The organism is Pseudomonas sp. GL-RE-26 (assembly GCF_019956275.1).
Taxonomy (GTDB): domain Bacteria; phylum Pseudomonadota; class Gammaproteobacteria; order Pseudomonadales; family Pseudomonadaceae; genus Aquipseudomonas; species Aquipseudomonas grandcourensis.
Window position 1 is genome coordinate 34,480 of record NZ_JAHBDI010000015.1, and the last position, 19,010, is coordinate 53,489.

Annotated in this window: 19 protein-coding genes, 4 tRNA genes and 1 pseudogene; 17 read left to right on the forward strand and 7 right to left on the reverse strand. The window is 59.3% G+C overall.

The genetic code is table 11. From position 1 onward, the window contains the following. The first annotated feature begins 90 nt into the window (after positions 1-90). The 7 genes from KGB07_RS12365 to thiO are packed head-to-tail and all read left to right on the forward strand — an operon-like array spanning position 91 to position 4,176. Positions 91-564: a GspH/FimT family protein gene (locus tag KGB07_RS12365; RefSeq protein ID WP_223465520.1), complete on the forward strand. Its 474-nt coding sequence runs from the start codon at positions 91-93 to the stop codon at positions 562-564. Then, positions 561-1,010, forward strand: coding sequence for a type IV pilus modification protein PilV (gene pilV, locus KGB07_RS12370; RefSeq protein ID WP_046041781.1), 450 nt, complete (start codon positions 561-563; stop codon positions 1,008-1,010). Before KGB07_RS12365 ends, pilV begins: the two co-directional genes overlap by 4 nt. Next, positions 1,007-1,714, forward strand: a complete 708-nt coding sequence (locus KGB07_RS12375) for a PilW family protein (RefSeq protein ID WP_046041782.1) — start codon at positions 1,007-1,009, stop codon at positions 1,712-1,714. Before pilV ends, KGB07_RS12375 begins: the two co-directional genes overlap by 4 nt. A 10-nt stretch (positions 1,715-1,724) precedes the next feature. Beyond that, the gene (locus KGB07_RS12380) at positions 1,725-2,204 is read left to right on the forward strand and encodes a PilX N-terminal domain-containing pilus assembly protein (RefSeq protein WP_223465521.1); all 480 of its coding nucleotides are present in this window, start codon (positions 1,725-1,727) and stop codon (positions 2,202-2,204) included. Then, positions 2,191-2,604, forward strand: a complete 414-nt coding sequence (locus KGB07_RS12385) for a hypothetical protein (RefSeq protein ID WP_223465522.1) — start codon at positions 2,191-2,193, stop codon at positions 2,602-2,604. Before KGB07_RS12380 ends, KGB07_RS12385 begins: the two co-directional genes overlap by 14 nt. Before the next feature lie 14 nt (positions 2,605-2,618). Continuing rightward, positions 2,619-3,020 (forward strand): type IV pilin protein, encoded by a 402-nt coding sequence (locus KGB07_RS12390; RefSeq protein WP_223465523.1) that lies wholly within the window; start codon positions 2,619-2,621, stop codon positions 3,018-3,020. Positions 3,021-3,075: 55 nt separating this feature from the next. Continuing rightward, positions 3,076-4,176 (forward strand): glycine oxidase ThiO, encoded by a 1,101-nt coding sequence (thiO, locus tag KGB07_RS12395; RefSeq protein ID WP_046041786.1) that lies wholly within the window; start codon positions 3,076-3,078, stop codon positions 4,174-4,176. 13 nt (positions 4,177-4,189) lie between these two features. On the opposite strand, the gene KGB07_RS12400 is transcribed toward thiO, so the two are convergent. From KGB07_RS12400 to KGB07_RS12415, 4 genes and pseudogenes are all read right to left on the reverse strand, one after another. Continuing rightward, the gene (locus KGB07_RS12400) at positions 4,190-5,527 is read right to left on the reverse strand and encodes a sigma-54-dependent transcriptional regulator (protein ID WP_223465524.1); all 1,338 of its coding nucleotides are present in this window, start codon (positions 5,525-5,527) and stop codon (positions 4,190-4,192) included. Beyond that, a pseudogene (locus tag KGB07_RS12405) lies at positions 5,524-5,826 on the reverse strand (hypothetical protein); the annotation flags it as partial. The pseudogene KGB07_RS12405 and the gene KGB07_RS12400, both read right to left, overlap by 4 nt. Before the next feature lie 46 nt (positions 5,827-5,872). Continuing rightward, a complete protein-coding gene (locus KGB07_RS12410; protein ID WP_080925333.1) occupies positions 5,873-6,106 on the reverse strand; it encodes a PP0621 family protein in 234 nt (77 codons plus the stop codon). 125 nt (positions 6,107-6,231) lie between these two features. After that, a complete protein-coding gene (locus KGB07_RS12415) occupies positions 6,232-7,254 on the reverse strand; it encodes an outer membrane protein assembly factor BamD (protein WP_046041789.1) in 1,023 nt (340 codons plus the stop codon). 151 nt (positions 7,255-7,405) lie between these two features. Between KGB07_RS12415 and rluD the strand changes: the two genes are divergently transcribed. From rluD to KGB07_RS12450, 7 genes are all read left to right on the forward strand, one after another. Further along, on the forward strand, positions 7,406-8,368 hold the full coding sequence (rluD, locus tag KGB07_RS12420; RefSeq protein ID WP_007990414.1) for a 23S rRNA pseudouridine(1911/1915/1917) synthase RluD: 963 nt from the start codon (positions 7,406-7,408) through the stop codon (positions 8,366-8,368). Beyond that, a complete protein-coding gene (gene pgeF, locus KGB07_RS12425; protein ID WP_223465525.1) occupies positions 8,365-9,090 on the forward strand; it encodes a peptidoglycan editing factor PgeF in 726 nt (241 codons plus the stop codon). Before rluD ends, pgeF begins: the two co-directional genes overlap by 4 nt. Before the next feature lie 130 nt (positions 9,091-9,220). Next, positions 9,221-11,785 (forward strand): ATP-dependent chaperone ClpB, encoded by a 2,565-nt coding sequence (clpB, locus tag KGB07_RS12430; protein WP_046041791.1) that lies wholly within the window; start codon positions 9,221-9,223, stop codon positions 11,783-11,785. A 300-nt stretch (positions 11,786-12,085) separates the two neighbouring features. Next, positions 12,086-12,161 (forward strand) — tRNA-Asn (locus tag KGB07_RS12435). 9 nt (positions 12,162-12,170) lie between these two features. Then, a tRNA-Pro gene (locus KGB07_RS12440) sits at positions 12,171-12,247 on the forward strand. Between the two features lie 5 nt (positions 12,248-12,252). Then, positions 12,253-12,328: transfer RNA gene (locus tag KGB07_RS12445), tRNA-Lys, on the forward strand. A 96-nt stretch (positions 12,329-12,424) separates the two neighbouring features. Then, positions 12,425-12,501, forward strand: a tRNA-Pro gene (locus tag KGB07_RS12450). 167 nt (positions 12,502-12,668) lie between these two features. Here the strand turns inward: KGB07_RS12450 and KGB07_RS12455 are convergent. The 3 genes from KGB07_RS12455 to KGB07_RS12465 all read right to left on the reverse strand — a co-directional run bounded on the left by KGB07_RS12455 (position 12,669) and on the right by KGB07_RS12465 (position 14,932). Further along, a complete protein-coding gene (locus tag KGB07_RS12455) occupies positions 12,669-13,967 on the reverse strand; it encodes an NAD(P)/FAD-dependent oxidoreductase (RefSeq protein ID WP_223465526.1) in 1,299 nt (432 codons plus the stop codon). 60 nt (positions 13,968-14,027) lie between these two features. Continuing rightward, the gene (locus tag KGB07_RS12460; protein WP_007970531.1) at positions 14,028-14,201 is read right to left on the reverse strand and encodes a DUF3094 domain-containing protein; all 174 of its coding nucleotides are present in this window, start codon (positions 14,199-14,201) and stop codon (positions 14,028-14,030) included. Positions 14,202-14,305: 104 nt separating this feature from the next. Next, positions 14,306-14,932 (reverse strand): DUF1780 domain-containing protein, encoded by a 627-nt coding sequence (locus tag KGB07_RS12465; RefSeq protein ID WP_046041794.1) that lies wholly within the window; start codon positions 14,930-14,932, stop codon positions 14,306-14,308. Between the two features lie 219 nt (positions 14,933-15,151). Here KGB07_RS12465 and KGB07_RS12470 point away from each other — a divergent pair, with 219 nt between their 5' ends. From KGB07_RS12470 to KGB07_RS12480, 3 genes are read left to right on the forward strand one after another with little or no spacing between them, the layout of a single operon-like run. Then, positions 15,152-16,495, forward strand: coding sequence for an aromatic acid/H+ symport family MFS transporter (locus KGB07_RS12470; RefSeq protein ID WP_046041795.1), 1,344 nt, complete (start codon positions 15,152-15,154; stop codon positions 16,493-16,495). 3 nt (positions 16,496-16,498) lie between these two features. After that, on the forward strand, positions 16,499-17,719 hold the full coding sequence (locus tag KGB07_RS12475) for a benzoate/H(+) symporter BenE family transporter (RefSeq protein ID WP_046041796.1): 1,221 nt from the start codon (positions 16,499-16,501) through the stop codon (positions 17,717-17,719). A gap of 16 nt (positions 17,720-17,735) precedes the next feature. Next, positions 17,736-19,004 carry an OprD family porin gene (locus tag KGB07_RS12480; protein ID WP_046041797.1) on the forward strand — a complete coding sequence of 423 codons (1,269 nt, stop codon included), beginning with the start codon at positions 17,736-17,738 and terminating at the stop codon, positions 19,002-19,004. The last annotated feature ends 6 nt before the right edge of the window (positions 19,005-19,010 follow it).

Consider the following 19,010-nt stretch of genomic DNA (forward strand, 5'->3'; position numbering starts at 1 on the left):
TGCGCGAGAAAAGACAACGCAAACGCAAAGCATCGTTCGGATGTTGTGCTGCGCAACAGCAGGTATAGCCGAAGGAAACAGAAGGCCGCGATGGATCATCCTACAAAAGGTTTCACGCTGATCGAGTTGCTGGTCGCGATCGCGATCCTTCTGATTTTGCTGACTCTGGCTGTCCCGGCGTTCACCCGCTCGACGCAAACAACCAGGGCTGATACTGAAATCGCTGACCTGCGACGAGCCCTGAATTTTGCCCGGCTCGAAGCCATCGATCGGGGCAATATCACACGAGTGCGCCCGACGGCCGGTGGGGATGTCTGGAGCGGGGAGCTGACGGTTTACGACGGTACTGGCGCTTTGGCCAATGTATTACGTGTTGTTCCGGCGATGAGCAGCGGTGCAACTCTGGCGCTAACCTCTGGCGTCACTGCCATCGATTTCAACAGCATGGGCGGATTGTCATCACCCTCCTCAGAGGTGGTGATCAGCTATGGGCGGGGCGCACAAGGCAGGACGTTGACTGTATGTTTGAACGGACGAATTCTATTGGGTGGAAGTTGCGGATGAGGGCAAGGAGGCAAGGCGCGCAGGAGGGCATGACGCTGGTCGAAGTCCTGGTGGCATTGGTTATTCTGGGAGTAGGCCTGCTGGGGGCGGCGGCGTTTCAGCTCAATGCGCTGAAGTACACGGACAGCGCGCGCATGACCAGTCAGGCCAGTTTTATCGCCTACGACCTGATGGACCGCATTCGCGCCAACGCAGCTGCGGACTACACCATTGCGCCGCCGGCTTCGGGCAATCCGGACGTTACCCGGGATCAGGACCTGTTTGACTTCAACGCCAACATTGTCAGTTCACTCGGTGCCTCCGCGACGGGAAGTGTCACCGTCGACCAGCGGGTGTACACCATCACGATCACCTGGGACGACTCACGGGCTGCAAAGGCAGCAGACTCGCGGCGCAGCTTCGTCCTGAGCAGTCGCGCGGCCATTGATCCGAAGGTGATCCCGTGAGCCGTCTAAGCAGAGGTTTTAGCCTGGTCGAGTTGCTGATCGCCCTGGCATTGAGCCTGATCGTGGTACTGGGCGTGGTGCAGGTTTTCATCGCGGCCAAGAACACCTATCTCAGCCAGAATGCGGCCGCGAACATGCAGGAGGACGCACGCTTCGTGTTGAGCAAAATGATTCAGGAAGTCCGCATGGTCGGGATGTTCGGTTGTCTGGAAACGATCACCGATTCAAGTAAGAAAGGTGATTTCCACGCGAGTCAGCTAGCACCGATTCGTTGGGACAACGGCGGCCGCAAGTTGACGCTGGTTACGGCGGATGTTGGCGGCAATGGCGGCAAGCCGGACTGGACCGTGCTTTCCGATTGTCGAACCCATTCGACGGCCTACAGTGAAGGTCGGACGCCAGTGGCAGGGCAACAGGCCTTTCCGATACGGCGGCTGGATTACAGCTTCAGCAACAACCAACTGCTTATGAAGAGCGGGGCTGCACCAGACCAGGTATTGGTGGATAACGTCAGCGCTTTCGACGTGAGCTTCGGCCTGGCCAGCACGGCCACTGATCTGTCTGCTTCGCGCTACAGCAGCAATCCGCCGGACCCCGCGCTGATTCGTAGCGTTCGCCTGAGCCTGACCCTCTTCGATCCGAACCACCGGGTGGCCGATCAAACCTTCAATGTGGTTGCCGCTCTGCGCAACCGCTTGCCATGAGGGAGTGCCGATGAATCGTGCTCCCAAGACGAGTTACAGCCAACGCGGCATGGCACTGTTGGTCAGCCTGGTGTTCTTGCTCTTGCTGACGTTGATTGGTCTTTCATCGATGCAGAGTGCCACCTTGCAGGAAAAAATGGCCGGTAGCGTCGCCTTGCGCAACCAGTCGTTCCAGAGTGCAGAAGCCGCATTGCGGGTGGGCGAGGGTACAGTGCAGCGGGACAGTTATGCGCTACCTGTTTGCAGCGGCATCGTTCAATGTGCACCGCCGTCCGAGTCTTCGACTATTACCGCTGCCGGTTTCAACGCCTCTTCCGGAGTGACCTGGATTGCATCGGGCAAGGGCTTTTATGGCGTGCAAAACATCGGTGTCAGCCGAAATGCGGTGAATGTGCCAATTAATACCCCGGCAACCTTGTATCGGGTAACGGCAGTCGGCATCGCGGGGCATTCGCGCAGTGTGGTGGAGAGCATCTATGCGAAGTACTGAGCGACCTGTCAGGTTATGGTCACAACTGTTTGGTGTCGTCGTCGCGCTTGACCTGTCGATGTCGGCGCACGCTGCCACGTCAGCGGATTCGCCCGCGCTGAACCGGCCAACCTGTCTGGCCAATGGCAACTGGTACGGTTTTTATCACAGCAATCAGGGACTGAAGGCCGTCTGCCTGAAGCTGCCCGAGGCGATCAGCGTTAAGATGCTCGACAGCAACGCCGATGGAGTGGTCGACAACAGCGACACGCTGTCCGATGGCGTGATCTTTATCGGAGAGCATTCGACCCAGGACTCCAGCGACAATGGCGGGGCCGTGAACGATTCCACTGGCGACGGTACTGCGGGGATGGATAAATCCGGCGGAAGCCGTCGAATCATGTGGCGACAAATACAGTGAGTGAGAATTGATGCATGCGTAGTTCCAACCGCGGTTTTACCCTGATCGAAATCATGATCGTGATTGCGATCATCGGTATTGTCATGACCATTGCCGCCCCGAGTCTCACCGAATACCTGAACAAGGGCCGTCGCGCAGAAGTAGCCGGTCTGCTCTCGGAGCAGGCGCAACTACTGGAGCGCTTCTACTCGCAGAAAAATGCCTACACCGATGCTGCGGGCCTCAGTGCCGGCAATGATTACTACAGCATCACACCGACCCTGACCGACCAGACCTTTCTGCTGACGGCGGTGCGCAAGGCTGGCTCGAGCATGGCCACTGACAAGTGCGGTGATCTGACCATTACCAACACCGGTGTGCTCGGTATGGTCAACGCGAAATCCGGCCTGACCAGCAAAGACTGCTGGGGACGCTGAGTTTCTCTTTCGGGTGCCTTTTGTACCCCTGTCTATTTAACGATTGGATCAGAACATGACCAGGCAACAGCAAGTGGTGATTGTCGGCGGTGGGGTGATTGGATTGCTGACGGCGTTCAATCTCGCCTCCGAAGTGCAAAGCGTTGTGCTGCTGGATCGCTCGAGCGTCGGCCAGGAGTCGTCCTGGGCCGGTGGTGGCATCGTTTCGCCGCTTTACCCGTGGCGCTACAGCCCGGCGGTCACTGCGTTGGCTCACTGGTCCCAGGACTTTTATCCACAGCTGGGTGAACGCTTGTTTGCCGCCACTGGCGTTGATCCGGAAGTGCACACTACCGGTCTGTACTGGCTGGATCTGGATGACGAGGCTGAAGCGCTGGCATGGGCCGCTCGGGAAAATCGTCCGCTTAGCGCGGTAGATATTTCGGCAGCACACGACGCCGTGCCGGTGTTGGGCAGTGGTTTTTCTCGGGCGATCTACATGGCCGACGTCGCCAACGTACGTAATCCGCGTCTGGTGAAGTCACTCAAGGCCGCGTTGCTGGCGCTGCCGAACGTGACGATCCATGAGCAGTGCGAAGTCAGCGGGTTTGTTCGTGACGGCAACAAAGTGGTCGGCGTGCAGACTTCCACAGGTACTGTCCTGGGCGATCAAGTCGTCCTGACGGCGGGGGCCTGGAGCGGTGATTTGCTCAAGCTTCTTGATCTGACGCTGCCGGTCGAGCCGGTGAAAGGGCAGATGATTCTCTACAAGTGTGCGGCGGATTTCCTGTCGAGCATGGTCCTGGCCAAGGGCCGTTATGCGATTCCCCGGCGCGACGGGCACATACTGATCGGCAGTACGCTGGAGCATGAAGGCTTTGACAAGACACCGACCGGGGCGGCACTGGAAAGCCTGAAGGCGTCCGCGGTGGAGTTGATCCCGGCGCTGGCCGATGCCGAAGTGGTGGGGCATTGGGCCGGATTGCGCCCGGGATCACCCGAGGGCATTCCTTATATCGGTCCGGTGCCGGGGTTTGACGGGCTCTGGCTCAACTGCGGGCATTACCGTAACGGGCTGGTGCTGGCGCCGGCTTCGTGCCAGCTGTTTGCCGATGTGATGCTGGGCCGGGCGCCGATTATCGATCCGGCGCCTTATGCGCCTGCCGGAAGACTTTGACAAGATCGCAGCCTCAATCCAGTCCCAACTTCTTGAGCCTGTAGCGCATCGACCTGAATGACAGGTTCAACCGCTGAGCCGCCGCCGTGCGGTTCCAGCGGGTTTCCTCCAGGGCCTGGAGCAGCAGTTGGCGTTCGACGTTTTCCAGGTAGGCTTCCAGATTGTCGATCCGGGTCAGGTCCGGCACGCCGCCCTCAGCCCCACAGTTGCCCTCAGCCAGGCGCAGGTCACCGGCTTCGATCTGTTTGTTCTCACACAAGGTGTGCGCCCGTTCGAGCATGTTTTCCAGTTCCCGCACATTGCCCGGGAAGCGATAGCTTTTCAGGGCATCAAGGGCTTGGGGGTGGAGTCTTGCCGCAGGTTGATCTGAATCGGCGGCCAGGCGCTTGAGTATGTGGCTGGCTAGCATTTCGATATCGTCACGACGCTCACGCAAGGGCGGCACTCGGAGTTCGATCACGTTCAAGCGGTAGTAAAGATCATGACGAAATCGCCCGGCGGCGACTTCGACGCCAAGATCCTTGTGTGTGGCGCAGAGAATGCGCACATCCACAGCCACTTCCTGCTGCCCGCCGACGCTGCGTACGGATTTCTCCTGGATCGCGCGCAGCAGTTTGACTTGCATGGTCAGCGGCAGGTCGGCCACTTCGTCGAGGAGCAGGGTGCCGCCGTGGGCTGTCTGGAACAGGCCGGGTTTGTCTTCGATGGCGCCGCTGAAACTGCCTTTGCGATGACCGAAAAACTCGCTCTCCAGCAGCTCAGAGGGAATCGCCGCGCAGTTGATCGCGATGAACGGCTGATTGGCGCGGGGGCTTTGATCATGGATCAGGCGTGCGACCAACTCCTTGCCGCTGCCGGACTCTCCGCTGATGTAGACCGTCGCATGGCTGCTGGCCAGTTTGGTGATGTGCTTGCGCAGGTTGCGCATGGGCAATGAGTCGCCCAGCAAGCGTCGATCGATGCCGACCCGATGGGCAGGAACCAGCAGGGCGCTGGTGACCAGTTCACGCAGGCGCGTAAGGTCCACCGGTTTGGTCAGAAAGTCGAACGCCCCGGCCTTGAGCACATTGATTGCGTTTTCGAGACTGTCATAGGCGGTGATCATCGCCACCTGGACCTGAGGGTGGCGTTGCTGGATGTGCTGCACCAGCTCCAGGCCGGTGCCGTCCGGCAACTGCATGTCGGTCAGGCATAGATCGAAGGTTTCGCGTCTGAGCAGGGATTGCGCTTCGCCGACGTTGCGGGCGTTGAACGTCTCCAGCTTCATCCTTCCCAGGGTGATTTCCAGGAGCTCTCGGATGTCCGGTTCGTCATCGACGATCAGGACTTTTTGTCGTGGTCTGGTGTTCAACGTGGTTTTCGTCCGTGTGCATAGGTCATGCAAAAGCAGCCGCTTTCCTGGCGTGCCTTGAAGTCTAGGCGGGACAGAATGCTTTCGCCCGGCTGGCCGGACAGATAAAGCCCCAGCCCCTTGATATGGCGGGCTGGGGCTTCATTATCGAGTATTTCCAGTGATTTCAGGTCGAGCCGTAGCGGCGACATTTGCTCGCGGCGCTGCAGATGCAGGACGTTTTCGATTACCCGGTTCATTCGCAGAGTGAGGTCTTGAATAATCTGCGTCAGACGTCGATCAACACCTTTCAGTTCCTTGGGTACGCGCGATAGTCGTTAAACAGCTGCCAATTCTGCTCAAGTGTCAGTGGCCACTGGAGCCCTTGCCTTGCTCGAGATGAGCCTGACTGCAATACCATTGCTGGTCGAGGCTCAGCGCGCGGTCACGGGGCAGGTGAACACCGCAATGGGCGCAACGGACCATGGGCGCCGCTTCCCGTTCGGCAGGAGATCTGGGGGGGGAAGCCTGACCCTTGAACTTGCGCCAGAACCACACTGCGGCGGCAATCAGGGCAATCCAGAACAATAAACGAAGCATGGTGAGCTGCTTTTCGACTGATGATCCGGCAGTTTAGCCAAGGACCTGACAGGCGCACAGTGTAATAAAGCGCTGAAATAAAAAAGGGAGACTCGAAAGTCTCCCTTTTTGCACAACCTAAGGTGTCAGTCGAACACGCCGAAGGTCATGTAGCTGAACCACGAGCGGTCGCTGTTGTTGCCTTCCGCTTCGTGATTTTCTTCTTCGACCGCGTCGCCATTGTCGTCTTTAGGCTTGAGCTCGCTCGGGATGGCGTCCTTGGCGTCCTGGAATTGCTTCTGCACGTCCTGGTTGGCGCGGGTTTCGCCTGGTGGCAGCGGCGGACGGGACTCGATCAGGCCCAGGGTCGCCTTGCTCAGCCACGTACGGTTGTCGGCTTCGGCCACGGTCGGTACGAACTGACCGTCCACCAGCGTCGGGTGGTTCGGGTAGTTGAGCTTCAGGGTTTCCAGGCTGGTAGCAGCCAGTTCGTCCAGGTGCAAGCGCTGGTAAGCCTCGGTCATCACCGCCAGGCCGTCGCCGACCGAAGGGGTTTCCTGGAAGTTTTCCACCACGTAACGACCGCGGTTCGCGGCAGCGACATAGGCCTGACGGGTCAGGTAGTAGTCGGCCACGTGAATTTCGTAGGCCGCCAGCAGGTTGCGCAGATAGATCATGCGCTGCTTGGCATCCGGTGCGTAGCGGCTGTTCGGGAATCGGCTGGTCAGCTGGGCGAACTCGTTATAGGAGTCGCGGGCGGCGCCCGGGTCACGCTTGGTCATGTCCAGCGGCAGGAAGCGCGCCAGCAGGCCGACGTCCTGGTCGAAAGAAGTCAGGCCCTTGAGGTAGTAGGCATAATCGACGTTCGGATGCTGTGGGTGCAGACGAATGAAACGCTCCGCAGCGGACTTTGCAGCCTCTGGCTCGGTGTTCTTGTAGTTGGCGTAGATGAGTTCGAGTTGCGCCTGATCGGCATAGCGACCGAACGGATAACGCGATTCCAGAGCCTTCAGCTTGGCGATGGCGCTGGTGTAGCTGCTATTGTCCAGGTCGGCTTGAGCCTGTTGATACAGCTCGACCTCACTGAGGTTTTCGTCTACGACTTCCTTCGATGAGCAAGCAGCGGTCAATGCGAGGATGGCGATCAGCAGCAGGTGTTTCACTTGCATGGCGGCTTGCGTCCCTATGACGGCCGCTGTCTTGGGCGTGGCCGTCCTGTTATGATGAGCGCCCCGTTGAATAGCCTCGGGGCAAAAGACGCCGTATTTAACCACAAGCGCGCAGCCGAAACCAAAGGCTGTGCCGACGCCTAGTCTGAGCATGTCCGATAAAATTGAACTTCGCGCAGAGGTGCCGTCCGAATTGGGCGGCCAACGCCTCGATCAAGTCGCCGCACAATTATTCGCTGAGCACTCGCGCTCGCGCCTTTCCGCCTGGATCAAAGACGGCCGCCTGACTGTGGATGGGGCGGTTATCCGCCCGCGAGACATCGTCCACGGCGGCGCCATCCTTGAGCTGACTGCCGAGCAGGAAGCTCAGGGCGAATGGGTCGCTCAAGACATTGCCCTGGATATCGTCTACGAAGACGACGACATCCTGGTGATCAACAAGCCTGCGGGCCTGGTGGTGCACCCGGCTGCCGGTCATGCCGATGGCACCTTGCTCAACGCCTTGCTGCACCACGTGCCGGACATCATCAATGTGCCCCGCGCCGGTATCGTGCATCGTCTGGACAAGGACACCACCGGTCTGATGGTGGTGGCCAAGACCATTCAAGCGCAGACGCAGCTGGTTACACAGTTGCAGAGCCGCAGCGTCAGCCGGATCTACGAGTGCATCGTGATCGGTGTGGTGACAGCCGGTGGCAAGATCAACGCGCCGATCGGTCGTCACGGCCAGCAACGCCAGCGCATGGCCGTGATGGAGGGTGGCAAGCAAGCCGTCAGCCATTATCGCGTGCTCGAGCGCTTCCGCTCCCACACTCACGTGCGGGTGAAGCTGGAAACCGGTCGTACGCACCAGATTCGCGTGCACATGGCGCACATCAACTACCCGTTGGTCGGAGATCCTGCCTACGGCGGTCGTTTCCGTATTCCGCCAGCCGCCAACCCGACCATGGTCGAGTCGCTGAAAAACTTCCCGCGTCAGGCGTTGCATGCGCGATTCCTGGAACTGGATCATCCGACCACCGGTAAGCGCATGAGCTGGGAATCGCCGTTGCCGGAAGATTTCGTCTGGTTACTGACCCTGCTCAAGCAAGACCGCGAGGCGTTCATCGGATGAGTGACTGGCTGATTCCTGACTGGCCCGCGCCGGCCGGGGTCAAAGCCTGCGTCACCACCCGTGCGGGCGGCGTCAGTCTGGCGCCGTTCGACAGCCTCAACCTCGGCGATCATGTCGACGACAGCCCTGAAGCTGTTGCCGAGAATCGCCGTCGTCTTACCGATCATTTCTCCATTCAACCGGCCTGGCTGCAGCAGGTCCACGGCATTGTCGTGGCCCATGCCGATCCTGGTCGGGTGGATACGGCTGATTCCAGTTGGACATCAACGCCGGGCGTCGCCTGTGCGGCGATGACGGCCGATTGCCTGCCTGCGCTGTTTTGCGACCGTGCCGGCACCCGCGTTGCTGCAGCTCATGCCGGTTGGCGCGGGTTGGCGGCGGGCGTGCTGGAGGCCACTCTCGACAGTCTGGCGATACCGCCTGCCGAGGTATTGGTCTGGCTTGGCCCGGCTATCGGTCCGCAAGCCTTTGAAGTCGGCCCTGAAGTGCGTGAAACCTTCGTGCAGCAGTTGCCGCAGGCGGCAGAGGCCTTTGTACCGAGCCAAAACTCCGGTAAGTTCATGGCCGACATCTATAGGCTTGCGCGCCTGCGTCTGGCAGCTCGCGGCGTCACCGCTGTCTATGGCGGCGGATTCTGCACCGTGACCGATCCGCGCTTCTTTTCTTACCGCCGTGCCCCTCGCACCGGCCGCTTCGCCTCCCTGATCTGGCTCGACCGCTAGACTTGCCTGACCTGCATCAACGTCCCGACGCTTGAAACTCCCAGAATCGACCACATCTATTGTGGTATCTGGCAGGTTTCTCCATTCAGGATGTTTTATAGGTCCGGCCTGCTCAAAAGGAAGGTGACCCATGCGTATAGACCGTTTAACCAGCAAATTGCAGTTAGCGTTGTCCGATGCCCAATCCCTGGCTGTCGGCCACGATCATCCGGCCATTGAACCGGCGCACTTGATGCAAGCCTTGCTCGAACAGCAGGGCGGCTCGATCAAGCCCCTGTTGATGCAGGTGGGCTTCGACGTCAACAGCCTGCGTAAAGAGCTGACCAAAGAGCTCGACCAGCTACCGAAAATCCAGAACCCGACCGGTGACGTGAACATGTCGCAGGATCTGGCGCGCCTGCTCAACCAGGCCGACCGCCTGGCCCAGCAGAAGGGCGACCAGTTCATCTCCAGTGAACTGGTGCTGCTCGCCGCCATGGACGAGAACAGCAAGCTCGGCAAGCTGTTGCTGGGCCAGGGCGTAAGCAAGAAAGCCCTGGAAAATGCGATCAACAACCTGCGCGGTGGCGAGGCGGTCAACGACCCTAACCACGAAGAGTCCCGTCAGGCGCTGGATAAGTACACGGTCGATCTGACCAAGCGCGCCGAAGACGGCAAGCTCGATCCGGTGATCGGCCGTGACGATGAAATTCGCCGGACCATCCAGGTGCTGCAACGTCGTACCAAGAACAACCCGGTGCTGATCGGTGAGCCTGGCGTGGGTAAAACCGCCATCGCCGAAGGCCTGGCTCAGCGCATCATCAATGGCGAAGTGCCGGATGGCCTCAAGGGCAAACGTCTGTTGTCCCTGGACATGGGGGCGCTGATTGCCGGTGCCAAGTATCGCGGCGAGTTCGAAGAGCGCCTGAAGTCCCTGCTCAATGAACTGTCGAAGCAGGAAGGGCAGATCATCCTGTTCATCGACGAACTGCACACCATGGTCGGCGCCGGTAAGGGCGAAGGCTCGATGGATGCCGGCAACATGCTCAAACCGGCCCTGGCCCGCGGTGAGCTGCACTGTGTCGGTGCGACCACGCTCAACGAGTACCGCCAATATATAGAGAAGGACGCCGCTCTCGAGCGACGTTTCCAGAAAGTGCTGGTGGATGAGCCGAGCGAAGAGGACACCATCGCCATCCTGCGTGGCCTCAAGGAGCGTTATGAGGTTCACCACAAGGTGGCGATTACCGACGGCGCGATCATTGCCGCAGCCAAGCTCAGCCATCGCTACATCACTGACCGGCAGTTGCCGGACAAGGCCATCGATCTGATCGATGAAGCCGCCAGCCGCATCCGCATGGAGATCGACTCCAAGCCGGAAGTGCTGGACCGTCTGGAGCGTCGCCTGATTCAACTGAAGGTGGAATCCCAGGCGCTGAAGAAAGAAAGCGACGACGCGGCGAAGAAGCGTCTGGAAAAATTGCAGGACGAAATCGCTCGTCATGAGCGTGAGTACTCGGATCTCGAAGAAATCTGGAACTCGGAAAAAGCCGAAGTCCAGGGTTCTGCGCAGATTCAGCAGAAGATCGAACAGTCCCGTCAGGAACTGGAAGCGGCCCGCCGCAAAGGCGACCTGAACCGCATGGCCGAGTTGCAGTACGGGGTGATCCCGGACCTGGAACGCAGCCTGCAAATGGTCGACCAGCATGGCAAAGCCGAAAACCAGTTGCTGCGCAGCAAGGTGACTGAAGAAGAGATCGCCGAAGTCGTGTCGAAGTGGACCGGTATCCCGGTGTCGAAGATGCTCGAAGGCGAGCGCGAAAAGCTGATGAAAATGGAAAGCCTGTTGCACCAACGTGTGATCGGCCAGGACGAAGCGGTGGTTGCGGTTTCCAACGCTGTGCGGCGTTCCCGTGCCGGGTTGTCCGACCCGAATCGCCCGAGCGGCTCGTTCATGTTCCTCGGCCCGACCGGTGTCGGTAAAACCGAGCTGTGCAAGGCGCTGGCCGAGTTCCTCTTTGATACTGAAGAGGCGATGGTGCGGATCGACATGTCCGAGTTCATGGAGAAACATTCCGTGGCTCGCTTGATCGGTGCGCCACCAGGCTACGTGGGGTATGAAGAGGGCGGTTACCTGACCGAGGCCGTACGTCGCAAGCCGTATTCGGTGATCCTCATGGACGAAGTCGAGAAGGCGCACCCGGATGTGTTCAACATCTTGCTGCAAGTGCTGGAGGATGGTCGTCTGACCGACAGCCATGGCCGTACGGTGGACTTCAAGAACACCGTGATTGTCATGACCTCCAACCTGGGGTCGGTACAGATCCAGGAACTGGTCGGTGACCGTGAGGCGCAGCGTGCGGCGGTGATGGATGCGATTTCCAGCCACTTCCGGCCGGAGTTCATCAACAGGGTCGACGAAGTGGTGATCTTCGAGCCATTGGCGCGGGATCAGATCGCCGGTATTACCGAGATCCAGTTGGGGCGTCTGCGCAGTCGCCTGACCGAGCGCGAGCTGAAGCTTGAGCTCAGCCCTGAAGCCATGGACAAGCTGATCGCGGTCGGCTACGACCCGGTGTACGGCGCACGGCCGCTCAAGCGCGCTATCCAGCGCTGGATCGAGAACCCGCTGGCACAGCTGATTCTGTCCGGTCGATTCATGCCGGGCGATACCGCTCACGGCGTGGTGGAAAACGACGAAATCGTCTTCGTCTGATCCAAAACGGCAGCAAAATCGAAAAGGCCTCGCATTACGAGGCCTTTTTTTCGTTAGGCTGTTGAACTCAAAGGAAAATGCTTGTAAAGTGCGCCCCGCAGTAAGTCACCCGCCAGGGTTTCCGCTCCCCAAGCAGGAATCCAAAATAAGTTGCAAATCATTAACTTGAAAGCAATTTAGGGGGTTGACAGAGGTGCTGAAGATTGTAGAATAGCGCGCCTCAGACACACGAACGCAGCGATGCGAACGGGTCGAAGAGAACGCAGTAAAGCTTCAAAGTTGTAAATTGAAATGTGTAGTTCCGTGATAGCTCAGTCGGTAGAGCAAATGACTGTTAATCATTGGGTCCCAGGTTCGAGTCCTGGTCACGGAGCCAATTTCAAACCGGGGTATAGCGCAGTCCGGTAGCGCGCCTGCTTTGGGAGCAGGATGTCAGGAGTTCGAATCCCCTTACCCCGACCATTTTTGGGTCGTTAGCTCAGTTGGTAGAGCAGTTGGCTTTTAACCAATTGGTCGTAGGTTCGAATCCCACACGACCCACCATTTTTGAAACCAGTTAGCGCTGGAATCGAATCTTAAGATCAGAGGCCAAAAGCGCTGATCGAAGAAGGCGCCTTTCAAAGGGTGCCTTTTTTTTACCGGGGTATAGCGCAGTCCGGTAGCGCGCCTGCTTTGGGAGCAGGATGTCAGGAGTTCGAATCCCCTTACCCCGACCATATTAAAAATCCTCGTATCGAAAGATACGGGGATTTTTTTTGTCCAAAAGTTCTCATGCGTACTGCAAAAACAACTGTGGGAGCGAGCCTGCTCGCGAAGGCGTCTTTACAGTCGACATCAATGTCATCTGACAGACAGCTATCGCGAGCAGGCTCGCAGTTTTATATCAGTGCAGTTTCAGGCGTGGCTCAGTCCCGCGCCCGATCTTGCTGCCCAGCATCAGCATTGCCGTGCGGAACGGCCCGTACAGCGCCATCTGGTGCATGCGGTACAGCGACACGTAGAACATCCGCGCCAGCCAGCCTTCGAGCATCACGCTGCCGGTGAGGTTGCCCATCAAGTTACCCACAGCCGAAAAACGCGACAGCGAGATCAGCGAGCCGTAATCGGTGTACTTGTACTCCGGCAGCGCCTTGCCTTCGATGCGCAGTTTCAGCGATTTGGCCAGCAACGACGCCTGTTGGTGAGCGGCCTGGGCGCGTGGCGGCACGTTGCGGTCGCTGCCCGGTTGCGGGCAGGCGGCGCAGTCACCGAAGGCGAAAATGTTCTCGTCGCGAGTGGTTTGCAGGGTTGGCAGCACTTGCAGCTGATTGATGCGGTTGGTTTCCAGGCCATCGATGTCCTTGAGGAAACCCGGTGCGCGAATCCCCGCGGCCCAGACCTTCAGGCTAGCGTTGATCACTTTGCCGTCGGCGGTGATCAGGCTGTCGGCCGTCACTTCGCTGACCGCTGCATTGGTCATGACGTTGACCCCGAGCTTCTCCAGGGTTTTATGCACAGGCCCGCCAATGCGCTCCGGCAGCGCCGGCAGCACCCGTGGACCGGCTTCGATCAGGGTGATGTGCATGTTTTCCGGTTTGATCCGGTCCAGGCCATAAGCTGCCAATTCATGGGCGGCGTTGTGCAGTTCGGCGGCCAGTTCGACCCCGGTGGCACCGGCGCCGACGATGGCCACGCTGATTTGCTCGATCGTATCGGTCTGACCGGCGTGAGCGCGCAAATAGTGATTGAGCAGTTGCTGGTGGAAACGCTCGGCCTGTTTGCGGGTGTCGAGGAACAGGCAGTGCTGAGCTGCGCCCTGGGTGCCGAAATCGTTGGTGGTGCTGCCGACGGAGATCACCAGCGAGTCGTAAGGCACTTCACGGGCTGGCACCAGCTCCAGACCGGCTTCGTCGTAGGTAGCGGCCAGCTGGATTTTTTTCTTCGCGCGATCGAGCCCGCTCATGCGCCCCAGCTGGAACTCGAAGTGGTTCCATTTGGCCTGGGCGACATAGTTGAGTTCGTCTTCGGAAGAGTTCAGGGAACCGGCCGCCACTTCGTGCAACAACGGTTTCCAGATGTGGGTGAGGTTCGCGTCGACCAGCATCACGCTGGCCGTACCGCGCTTGCCCAGAGTCTTACCCAGGCGGGTAGCCAACTCCAAACCGCCGGCGCCGCCGCCGACAATGACAATACGATGGGACATAAGGATAACTCGCAAGGCTAAAAGAAATCGGTGTCAGTACCTTCGCGAGCGCAAGGCAGCTCATAGCGTCAGGTAACTGATAAGTCGGCTCAACAGGCCCAGACCAATGGTCACTGCCAATACCAGTACAAGGAGCATCCACGGCCGGAAAGGCCGGCGCTCGACTTGGTGCTGGGACAACTGCAGGTACTCTTCGACATGCTTTTGGTCGTCGGGGTTCAGGCGGCTGGTCATATCGGGCCTCGTCAGGAGTAGACGTTGCTGAATGTGTAGAAGCTACAGGGAAATTATTCAGCTGTGAACGAAGCTTAGCTGCTGACCGGGGAAAGGCTCGAGGCTCACAGGCTGATCCCGACGTCGAACACAATGCTGCGCCCCAGGTTGCTGCGCAAGAAGTCCGGCGCATCCGGGTGAGCGAACAGCACGCGGGCGAATGTCGGCCCAACCAATGACAGCGAACGCCAGCCCTGGCGCAGGTATTCGGTCGGCGGCGGGAAATGGCTGTTGAGGTCCAGCACTTCGCGTTTGAGGCTGGCGAAGGCAATGATGTCCAGCTCACCCAGATCCATGCCGCGTTCTTTATAGTTGTGTGCTTTTTTGCGCAAGGTCGGCGCCAATCGCAGCAAGAACTCGTTGGCGGGGATGCGTCGTGGCTTGGCCTCGCGGCGCACCAGTTGGCTCAGGGAAAACGCACTGCGTCGGCGTTTCAGTTCGTCGCGCCATTCATCGTTGAGGCGCCGCCCCTCGTCGAGCACGAAGAACACCTCGAAACTGGCATCGCGAAACAACACATCCGGCGGCTCCCCGGCGGGGGCGAACTCATCGGCGCGATAGGGAATGTTCAAACCTTGCAGCAGGCGCTGGCAAACCCAACGCTCACGCTCCCATTTGCGGGCATTGGACAGGAACGCGTTGGCTTGCTCGGCCGCGATGGTCAGCAGGCGTAAATAATCTGAGTCATCCATAGGCCCAAGCTTAGCGTTCAAATGTGATCGCAAAGAAGACAATTTGTCGGAGAGGCTCATAGCCTTCCGTTCCCATGCCCGTTCCAGGGCCCTGCACAAAACGGATAGTGATCTGCGCTCATTGGCTATTGCCACGTATCGGGCGGCTCTACCCTCGGCTGTACGGACGTAAGCCGTGTTACCGCCGCTCTAAAAAAACAACAACAAGAGATATATGCCATGCGCAAGATCGACGTACATGAGGTTATCGACAACGCTCGCTTCAACCGCTTTCACTGGATGGTGCTGTTCTGGTGTGCCCTGATCATCATCTTCGACGGTTACGATCTGGTGATCTACGGCGTGGTCCTGCCGATGCTGATGAAAGAGTGGGGGCTCAGTCCTCTGCAAGCTGGTGCCCTGGGCAGCTATGCACTGTTCGGCATGATGTTCGGCGCGCTGTTCTTCGGACCGCTGTCCGACAGGATCGGCCGCAAGAAAGCCATCACGATCTGCGTGATGCTCTTCAGTGGTTTCACCGTGCTCAATGGTTTCGCCCGAAACCCCACCGAGTTCGGACTGTGTCGCTTCATTGCCGGTCTCGGCATTGGCGGCGTGATGCCTAACGTCGTGGCACTGATGAACGAGTACGCGCCGAAAAAAATCCGCAGCACGCTGGTCGCGATCATGTTCAGCGGTTACTCGGTGGGCGGCATGCTGTCCGCCGGCCTGGGCATTGTGCTGATCCCGAGTTTCGGCTGGCAGTCGGTGTTTTACGTGGCGATCCTGCCGTTGCTGTTGTTGCCGCTGATCATGTATTTCCTGCCCGAATCGGTGGGCTTCATGTTGCGTCAGGGGCGTAATGAAGAGGCGCGCAACATTCTTCAGTGCATCGATCCGGCCTACGTCGCGCAAACCACTGATCAATTGCACATGGCCGAAGTGAAAGGCACCGGCACACCAGTGTTGCAGTTGTTCCGTGAAGGCCGTGCGCTGCGCACGCTGATGCTCTGGCTGGCGTTTTTCTGCTGCCTGTTGATGGTGTACGCGCTGAGTTCCTGGCTGCCGAAACTGATGGCCAACGCCGGTTACAGCTTGGGTTCGAGCCTGTCGTTCCTGCTGGTGTTGAACTTCGGGGCGATCTTCGGCGCGGTCGGTGGTGGGGTGCTGGGCGACAAACTCAATCTGCCGAGAGTGCTGGCGGTGTTTTTCGCCATGGCGGCGGTGTCGATAACCCTGTTGGGCTTCAACAGCCCGATGCCGGTGTTGTACCTGCTGATCGCCATTGCGGGTGCCACCACCATTGGCTCGCAGATTCTCTTGTACGCCTGCGCCGCGCAGTTTTATTCCATGACGATTCGCTCTACCGGTCTGGGCTGGGCGTCGGGCATTGGGCGCAACGGGGCCATCGTCGGTCCGCTGCTGGGTGGTGCCTTGCTCGGGATCAGCTTGCCCCTGCAACTGAACTTCATGGCGTTTGCCTTGCCCGGTGCGGTGGCGGCCCTGGCCATGACCGTGTTCGCCATCAGCAGCCGACGCAGCGCTGCTGGCGTCAACCCTGCGTTGTCAGCGACCGGTGCCTGAATCATGAAAGCGTTTTTCCAGGACTTCTCGTTGTCAGCCGCCGTGGCTGGATTCGTTGCCACGGTGATTTCCTACGCCGGCCCGTTGGTGATCATCTTTCAGGCGGCAGAAGCGGCACATCTTTCGCGGGAAGTGTTGTCGTCCTGGATCTGGGCGATCTCCATTGGCAGCGCCGTGCTCGGTATCGGTCTGAGCCTGCGCTATCGCGTTCCGGTGATCATCGCCTGGTCGGCGCCGGGCTCGGCGTTGCTGGTGACGCTGTTGCCGGACATCTCCATGGCAGAGGCGGTGGGGGCTTATCTGGTCAGCAGCCTGATCATTTTCGTGGTTGGCATCTCGGGGGCTTTCGACCGGATCATCAGCAAGCTGCCTGCAGCCATCGCGGCGGCGATGCTGGCGGGGATCCTGTTCAGTTTCGGCACCGGGTTGTTCGTGTCGATGCAGCGCAAGCCGTTGCTGGTCCTGGCGATGTTTGCCTGCTACCTGATCTGCAAGCGTGTGATGCCGCGTTATGCAGTGATGATGGTGCTGCTGGTGGGCTGTTCGATTGCCGCGTTCACCGGTGATTTGCATCGTGAAGCGCTGGTGATCGGCCTGGCCGCGCCGGTGTGGATCACGCCCGAGTTCAGCTTGGGCGCGATCCTGAACATCGCCTTGCCGCTGGTGATGGTGGCGTTGACCGGTCAGTTCGTGCCCGGCATGGCGGTGCTGCGGGCCAGCGGATATCCAACGCCGGCGAGCCCGATCATCGCCAGTAGCGCGCTGGGCACGGCATTGCTGGCGCCGTTTGGTTGCCATGGACTGAATCTGGCGGCGATCACAGCGGCGATCTGCACCGGTCGCGAATCCCACGAAAATCCTCGCAAACGCTATGTGGCCGGGGTCGTCGGCGGCCTGTGTTACCTGCTGTTGGGGATCTTCGGCGCCACGCTGGTCTCGCTGTTTTCAGCATTCCCCAAAGAGTTGATCGCGGCGCTGGCCGGGCTGGCCTTGTTCGCCGCCATTGCCGGCGCGTTGACGGGCGCGATGGCGGTGCCGAGCGATCGTGAAGCCGCGCTGGTGACCTTTCTGGTCACGGCTTCGGGCATGTCGCTGTTCGGTTTGTCCGCGGCGTTCTGGGGGCTGATTTTCGGCATGGTCACCCATGTGCTGTTGAGCGCCCGTCGTTCCGTCCCCCGTCGCAAATCCACTGCAACTGAAGTCCTTCAACCAGTCGATCAATAACAATAAGAGAAAAACGATGAAACAGATTTTCCCAACAACCGGTTCTGCGTTGTCCCTGGCTGTCGTCTCGAGTTTCTCCACAGGCGCGATGGCCGCTGAAAAAGGTTTTATCGAAGACACCACCGCGACGTTGCAGGCGCGCAATTACTACTTCAGCCGCGACTATTCCGACATCGTCGGCGCCAACCAGCAATCGAAGGCTGAAGAGTGGGCCCAGGGTTTCATCCTCAACGTGAAGTCCGGATACACCCCGGGCACCGTCGGGTTTGGGGTGGACGTCATCGGCTTGCTCGGCCTCAAGCTCGACAGCGCCCCGGACCGGACCAATACCGGTTTGCTACCGGTGCAGAGCGACGGCCACGCGGCGGATAACTACAGCCGTCTGGAAGGCGCGTTGAAGATGCGTTACTCCAAAACCGAGCTGAAAGTCGGTGAGTTGCAACCCAATCTGCCGGTGTTGGCATTCAGCGATATTCGCCTGCTGCCACCGAGTTATCAGGGCGCAAGCATCACTTCCAACGAGATCAATGGCCTGACGCTGCAGGGGGGGCACTTGAGTTCAACCAGCCTGCGCAACGAAGCTGGCGACGAAAAGATGCAAGCGATGCTGGGGCACGTACCGCAGCGTCAGGTCAGCAGCGACGGTTTCAATTTTGCCGGCGCTGATTATGCCTTCAATGACAAGCGCAGCTCGGTCAGCGCCTGGTACGGGCAACTGGAAGATATCTACAACCAGCGTTTTCTGGGTTTAAAGCACAGTGAGCCGGTGGGCGACTGGATCCTCGGCGCCAATCTCGGTTACTACGATTCGCGCGAGGACGGCAAGAAACTGCTGGGCAACATCGACAACCAGGCGTTCTTCTCGTTGCTGTCCGCCAAGCGTGGCGGCCATACGTTTTACGTCGGCTATCAAGGCATGTTCGGCGACAGTGCGTTCCCACGGGTGTTTGCCAACATCTCACCACTGGGCAACGAAGTGCCGACCTACGAGTTCGCCTTCACCGATGAACGTTCCTGGCAGGCGCGCTACGACTACGACTTCGCGGCGCTCGGCGTACCGGGGCTGACCAGTACCGTGCGCTACATCAGCGGCAACAATGTCGATACCGGCAAGGGCTTTGAAGGCAAGGACCGCGAACGTGACCTGGACATCGGCTATGTGCTGCAGAGCGGCAGCCTCAAAGGTTTGGGCATTCGCGTGCGCAACGCGATGGCGCGTTCAAACTACCGCAGTGATATCGACGAGAACCGCTTGATCCTCAGCTACACGTGGACCTTGCTGTGAGCCCTT